At 64.9% G+C, this 6,175-nt stretch carries 6 protein-coding genes; 4 read left to right on the top strand and 2 right to left on the bottom strand.

Annotated features, from left to right (window positions below; all coding sequences use genetic code 11):
* Together PMI40_RS05580 and PMI40_RS05575 are read right to left on the bottom strand one after the other, a co-directional pair.
* The coding region (locus PMI40_RS05580; protein ID WP_008113027.1) for an alpha/beta hydrolase at nt 1–371 on the bottom strand (371 nt) is incomplete at its 3' end.
* Nucleotides 372–410: 39 nt separating this feature from the next.
* On the bottom strand, nt 411–1,889 hold the full coding sequence (locus tag PMI40_RS05575; RefSeq protein WP_040501711.1) for an HdeD family acid-resistance protein: 1,479 nt from the start codon (nt 1,887–1,889) through the stop codon (nt 411–413).
* Between the two features lie 163 nt (nt 1,890–2,052).
* Between PMI40_RS05575 and PMI40_RS05570 the strand changes: the two genes are divergently transcribed.
* From PMI40_RS05570 to PMI40_RS05555, 4 genes are all read left to right on the top strand, one after another.
* Nucleotides 2,053–2,808 (top strand): YdcF family protein, encoded by a 756-nt coding sequence (locus PMI40_RS05570; protein ID WP_008113023.1) that lies wholly within the window; start codon nt 2,053–2,055, stop codon nt 2,806–2,808.
* A 220-nt stretch (nt 2,809–3,028) separates the two neighbouring features.
* Nucleotides 3,029–4,840, top strand: coding sequence for a methyl-accepting chemotaxis protein (locus PMI40_RS05565; protein ID WP_008113021.1), 1,812 nt, complete (start codon nt 3,029–3,031; stop codon nt 4,838–4,840).
* Between the two features lie 164 nt (nt 4,841–5,004).
* Entirely contained in the window at nt 5,005–5,673 is a 669-nt protein-coding gene (locus PMI40_RS22870; protein ID WP_008113019.1) for a DUF1120 domain-containing protein, read from the top strand.
* A 294-nt stretch (nt 5,674–5,967) separates the two neighbouring features.
* Nucleotides 5,968–6,156, top strand: coding sequence for a hypothetical protein (locus PMI40_RS05555; RefSeq protein WP_008113017.1), 189 nt, complete (start codon nt 5,968–5,970; stop codon nt 6,154–6,156).
* Nucleotides 6,157–6,175: the final 19 nt, after the last annotated feature.

Raw genomic sequence — 6,175 nt, 5'->3', positions numbered from 1 at the left:
CCGCCAGTGGCCAGGCGGGCCGCCACCAGCCCTCCCATGCTGTGACCGAACAGCATCGGCGTACAGCGCTGGCGGCGGGCGAAATCGTCGAACACCAGCTTGAGGTCCTGCAGCAGATCGTCCGGCGCGATCAGGCTCCCGCGGCGTCCGCCCGAGTGGCCGTGCCCGCGGTGGTCGCAGATACGCACCGACCACCCGGCCTGGTTGAACAACGCCGCCAGCGCCGCGTAACGCCCGCCGTGCTCGCCCAGTCCATGCACCATCTGTACTGCGCCGACAGCGCCCGCTACCGACCAATCGCGACAAAACAGGCGGGTGCCGTCGGCGGCGTCGAACCAGCTTTCCTGCGCGCTCTGGGCTTGTTGTTGCATCGCTGCCTCGGCCGGGATGACGCGCTGGGCGCCGGTTGATCAGGGTTCCTGCGAGGCGCCGCCTTCGGCGTAGCGCCGACGCGCCCGCCACACCTCGCGCAGCCGGCGGCTCTGGCGAATCGCCAATTGCAGCGATGCACTCCAGGACAATGGCCGCGGATGCACCACCGCCCGCAACGCACGGGCATAGTCGAGCACCAGTCCGGGCGTCCACGCCATGGTCAGGGCGCGCTTGCGAATCTGGCTGGCGACCCAGATCTCGGGCGTGAGCATCATGCGCACCGCGTTGAACCAATGCCGGTCGCGGCGACCGATGACGCCTTCCAGCGCTGCCTCCAGTGCACGCGCCACGGTACTGGAGCAATTGCGATAGGTCAGGTTGTAGACCTCGCGCTTGCGGTAGCCGGCCCAGAAGCGCTCCAGGTGGGCGCGATGATAGTCACGGAACACGATCTTCTCGGTCGACTCGCACCAGGCTGCGGCTTCGCTGCGATAGTCGCTCAGGTAGCGACCGCCCACATCGTTCTCGGCGGTGGCACGCAACAGGCGAGCAAACTGGTCGGGCGAGCGGTCGATCTCCTGCGCCGGATACAGGCTGATGTACAGGTCGGGCTGGATTTCGAGCGAGGCATGGCCGGTCGAGATGACGCCATTGGTGTCGACCGCGGCGATGTAACGGTCGACCACCGGCTGGCGCCGGGCCGGCCCCTTGGCACTGCCGGTCGGCGTCCAGACATGCACGGTCAATGGCGCCAGGCCACCTTCGAGCACCTGCTCGTCGGCCTGCGCAGGCTGGGCTGGCGCGACGCTGGCCGGGCCGGCAGGGTCCGCCGGCGTCCCCTTGCCCTGGCCCTTGCCGCCCAGGCGCAATGCGGGCTTGGGTTCGTCGCCGCGATACAGGCCGGCATCGAAGGGGCGGTCGTCGCCTTCATTGTGGTCTTCCAGCATGTCGACCGAGACCCGCTGGGGCAGCATGCGCGAACGCAAGGCCAGCCAGATCATGTTCCAGCCGCCGAACATCAGGCCCAAGGCCAGGCAGAACGGCACCGTCCCCTTGTAGTGCGTCGGATAAGGCTGGAAAAACAGGATCGCCAGCACGATCTGCACCGCGCCGCCGGCAATGGCCATGCGCCAGCGCGGAAAACGCACCAGCGCCGCCGATGTGATCTGCAAGCCGCCGCCGATGGCGAATGCCGCCCCGAACAGCATGGCCAGCACCATGCCACTGGCGTGGTGCGGCGAAATGATCAGTATCGAGATCAGCAGGAACAGACCACCCTTGACGTAGCGCAGCGTCTTCTGGGCGCCGATGCCGCTATTGGCCACCACCAGCGTCACCAGGCTTTCGATGAGCAGCAGGTAGCCGAACAGGCGTAACGGAAAATTAAGCACGCCGTCGAGCGCGTCGATCATCAGCGACACGCCGATGGCGCCCCACACCAGGCCAGCCGTGGCCAGCACATGCCAGTTGCGACGGATGAAATCCGCGCCCAGCAACAACAAGACTAAACGTATCATTTTTTCCCCGAGCTTCGGGCTCTCCCTTGGCAACCACCCGATTTTGCGGCTTTCCGTAACGGGTGGCAACTCGCCATCGCGGCAGTGGAACAAAATGCTGCATTGCATGACAATGCAGCCTTCCGGTCTTCTGGCCTTTTGCTTGCCACTCCTGCCTTCCCCCATGCCTGCTACCGTTCTCGTTTCCCTCATCGCCAGCGTCATCCTGTTGCCACCGATCAATTCCCTGCTGTTGTGCCTGCTGGGGTACCTGCTGCGCCGGCGCCATCCGCGGCTCGGCAAATGGCTCACCGTACTGGGCGTGGCCATGCTGGTGGTGCTCAGTACCCGCGCCGGCGCCCTGCTGCTGGTGCGGCCACTGGAAAACACCTATCCACCGCTGGCCGCCGTCGGCCAGGCGCGCGCCATCGTGATCCTGGGCGCCGGGCGCCTGGCCGCGGCCGCCGAATACGCCGATACCGACCAGCCCAGCCTGATCGGCCTGAAGCGACTCGAATACGGTGCCTACCTGCACCGCCAGACCGGCCTGCCGGTGCTGATCACGGGCGGCAGCCCGGACGGATCGGCCGAAAGCGAAGCGGCGCTGATGGCGCGTGCACTCAAGCGCGACTTCGGCATCGAGGCGCGCTGGCAGGAGCCACGTGCCAACACCACCAACGACAACGCCACGCTGTCGGCGGCGATGTTGCGCGCCGATCGCATCGGGCACATCCTGCTGGTGACCGACGCCATCCACATGCCGCGTTCGATGGGCGCCTTCGCCAGCGCCGGCATGCAGGCCACCGCCGCACCGACGCTGTTTACCAGTCGCGGACCGACTCGCTTTAGCGATTTTTTGCCGAGCCCTTCGGCATTGATGCTGTCTACCTACGCAATGCGCGAGTGGATCGGGCGCCTGTGGTATCTGGTGCGGCACTGAAGCGCAGCGGGCATTGCATGAAATCGGTGGTGAAGATGCTTCTATTCGCATGCTTGACTTAACGTCATGCAGGCTAGAGTTGCCATTGCACCGGGTCAACCCGGTGTGCGGATAGTCCGCAGCCACGCTGGTCGATCAAGTAAAGCGGAATACCCAACTCCGGAATTTCCAGGCGCGCAGACGCCAGACAGCATCATTCGATTTCAAGGGAGACTCCATCATGGGCCAGCTGTCCTTCAATAAAAAACTCTGGTTGCCGCTCGTGCTGAGCCTGATCGCCTTGCTGGCGGTTTCGCTCTTTGCCGCGTTCATGGCGCGCGACATCCGGATCGAGGAGCGCCGCGCCGACCTGACCAATATCGGCCAGACGGCGTTGTCGGTCGTCAAGGGCTACGGGGCCCTGGCAGACAGCGGCACCTTGTCGCGCGAGGAAGCGCAAAAGCGCGCCATCGCCGCCGTGAAGAGCATCCGCTATGGCACCGATGGGTATTTCTCGGTCTCCACCTCGGGCCAGGTGATCGTGATGCATCCGATCAAGCCCGAACTGGACGGCAAGGACCTGTCCAATTTCAAGGACCCGGCCGGCACCCTGCTGTTCGTCGAGATCTCGCGCGCCGGCGCGCAGCCGGCAGGCAGCTTCGTCAATTACCTGTGGCCCAAGGTGGGCGCGGCCGAGCCGGTGCCCAAGACCTCCTTCGTGATCGGCTACAAGCCCTGGGACTGGATGTTGACCACCGGCGCCTACATGGATGACATCAACGCCAGCTTCATGTCGACCCTGTGGCGCCTGGGGGCGTTGTTTGCCGGCGTGGCGCTGGCGCTGTCGGCGCTGGTGGTGGTCATCAACCGCGGCATCATGCGCACCATCGGCGGCGACCCGCAGCATGCCGCCGCGGTCGCCAACCGCATCGCCCAGGGCGACCTCACCCCGAGCATCGACACCCGTGCCGGCGACAGCACCAGCCTGCTGTTTGCGGTGCGAAGCATGCGCGATTCGCTGCTCACCACGATTGCCGCCATTCGCAGTGCGGCCGATACCATCTCGACGGCGTCGGGCGAGATCGCCAGCGGCAACCTGGACTTGTCGTCGCGCACCGAACAGCAGGCCGGGTCGCTGGAGGAAACCGCCTCGGCCATGGAGCAGCTGACCTCGACCGTCAAGCAGAATGCCGATAACGCGCGCCAGGCCAACCAGATGGCAGAGTCGGCCTCTGAGGTAGCGGTCCAGGGCGGCAGCGTGGTGGGCGAGGTGGTGCAGACCATGGGATCGATCAACGAATCGTCGAGGAAGATCGTCGACATCATCAGCGTCATCGACAGCATCGCTTTCCAGACCAACATCCTGGCATTGAATGCCGCCGTGGAAGCCGCGCGCGCGGGCGAACAGGGCCGCGGCTTTGCGGTGGTGGCCTCCGAGGTACGTTCGCTGGCGCAACGCTCGGCCGGTGCCGCCAAGGAAATCAAGGCGCTCATCGACGACTCGGTGTCCAAGGTCGACGCCGGCAGCAAGCTGGTCGAGCAGGCCGGTGCGACCATGACCGAGGTGGTGGCCAGCGTGCGCCGGGTGACCGATATCGTGGGCGAGATCAGCGCCGCCAGTAGCGAACAGAGTACCGGCATCGAGGAAGTCAACCGCGCCATCACGCAGATGGACGAGACCACCCAGCAGAACGCGGCCCTGGTGGAACAGGCGGCAGCGGCGGCCGGATCGCTGCAGGAGCAGGCCGCCGCGCTGGCCGGCATGGTGTCGCGCTTCCAGCTCGACAATGGCCAGCAGCGGCGCCCCCTCGCGGCAGCCGCGCCGGTGGCGGCCGGCACCTCCGCCGGCCAGGCCGTCAAGCCGGCGCCCAAGCCGCTGCCAAAGCGGGCGACGCCGCCCCGCCCTGGCACGCAGCCCACGCAAGTGAGCGCTGCTGTGCCGACGGCGGCCAAGGTGGCCGTCCCGGCCGCCGCACCGGCGCCGGCGCGTCCCGCCTCGAAGTCGCCGTCGCGACTGCCCGCGGCCGATGACGGCGACTGGGAAACCTTCTGAACGCCCTATCCAGGTTGCAGACACCGAAGCCCGCTGATGCGGGCTTCGATATTTTCACGGTGATAAATCGCAAATTATAAGAATCCTGCAATACAAGGCCGGGGGACGAATCGGGACAATGCCGTCATTACACAACATTGCGACAACTCAAGGCATAGCTCCCGATGAAACTCCCTTCCCTGCTCCCACGCCTGCTCCGACTGTTGCTGCCTGTCATCCTGGGCAGCCTTGGCGGCACGGCAGGCGCGCTGCCATCGGTCGAACTGAAGGTGAAAGGCACGCTGCGGCCATCTGCCTGCACCCCTACGCTCAGCACCGACGGCGTGGTCGACTATGGCGTCATCCCCATCGCCAGCCTGAACCCGTGGTATCCCACCGCGCTATCGATGCACGACATGTCGTTTACCGTCGATTGCCAGGAGCCCGCCAGCATCGCGCTGACGGTGGTCGACAACCGTGCGATGTCCAGGGTACCGGGATTGTTCGACGACACGCCCGGCAGCATCGACTCCACTTTCGGACTGGGCATGGCGGCCGGCTACAAGCTGGGGGGCTATCGGATTTCCTTCAGCGCCGGCGCTACCGCCGATGGGCGGCGGGTGCGCGGCATCGTGTCGTCCGACAAGGGAGCAAGCTGGAACGAGGACATCGGCTACATCCGGCACACCGGCCAGTATTTCAGCTTCAGCCTTGACGGCGCCACGATGTCCACCCAAAGATTGCTGAGTGCGCCGTTGCGGGTGCAGGCGGTGATCAACAGCGGACAGAACCTGCCCAAGGGCGAAGAGTTGCAGCTGGACGGTTCGGCCACGATCGAATTGAAATACCTCTGATGCAACGGCAAAGACACGCGGGCATTGCCGCTGGCAGCCCTATCGCGGCCGGGGCGCATCGGCCGTGACCACGGCAGCCAGCAATATTATCAAACCGACATCAATCGTCAGGCGACGGTTTTTTATTGCACTTTTAACGTCGTCGAACGTCGAAACGCAATTCGTCATAGTATTCTCGGATACTTAACTTTTTAGTGATCTGGTCCGAAAGATGTGAGGCGTACTGGCTTGACCTGCCGCATGGCGCAGATGATCGCGTGCTCGACGAGCATGAATTCTCGAAAGGAAGCAGACATGACGCAACCTCCAAAAAACATCTCTGCACTCATGTGCGAACTGAGCGTGGCGCTGGCCGACCTGTCCGAGAAGATGAGCAATCTCTCGGTAACGCTCGAAAACCATTACCTGGAATCGGGCGCAGCCGAACCGGTGGCCATGCTGGAAGCGGCACGCGAAACCATCGAAAAGGCGCGCGGCGGTTGAGCCCGGCTCGAGGCGCGCG

Source organism: Herbaspirillum sp. YR522, from assembly GCF_000282575.1.
In the GTDB taxonomy this organism is placed as follows: Bacteria; Pseudomonadota; Gammaproteobacteria; order Burkholderiales; family Burkholderiaceae_D; genus Herbaspirillum.
This window is presented reverse-complemented; position numbering and strand designations above follow the sequence as displayed.

Excerpts from the sequence above, each read along its gene's own strand:
- PMI40_RS05555 (WP_008113017.1), top strand. The coding sequence starts at position 5,968 with ATGACGCAACCTCCAAAAAACATCTCTGCACTCATGTGCGAACTGAGC.
- PMI40_RS22870 (WP_008113019.1), top strand. The coding sequence starts at position 5,005 with ATGAAACTCCCTTCCCTGCTCCCACGCCTGCTCCGACTGTTGCTGCCT.
- PMI40_RS05565 (WP_008113021.1), top strand. The coding sequence starts at position 3,029 with ATGGGCCAGCTGTCCTTCAATAAAAAACTCTGGTTGCCGCTCGTGCTG.
- PMI40_RS05575 (WP_040501711.1), bottom strand. The coding sequence starts at position 1,889 with ATGATACGTTTAGTCTTGTTGTTGCTGGGCGCGGATTTCATCCGTCGC.
- PMI40_RS05570 (WP_008113023.1), top strand. The coding sequence starts at position 2,053 with ATGCCTGCTACCGTTCTCGTTTCCCTCATCGCCAGCGTCATCCTGTTG.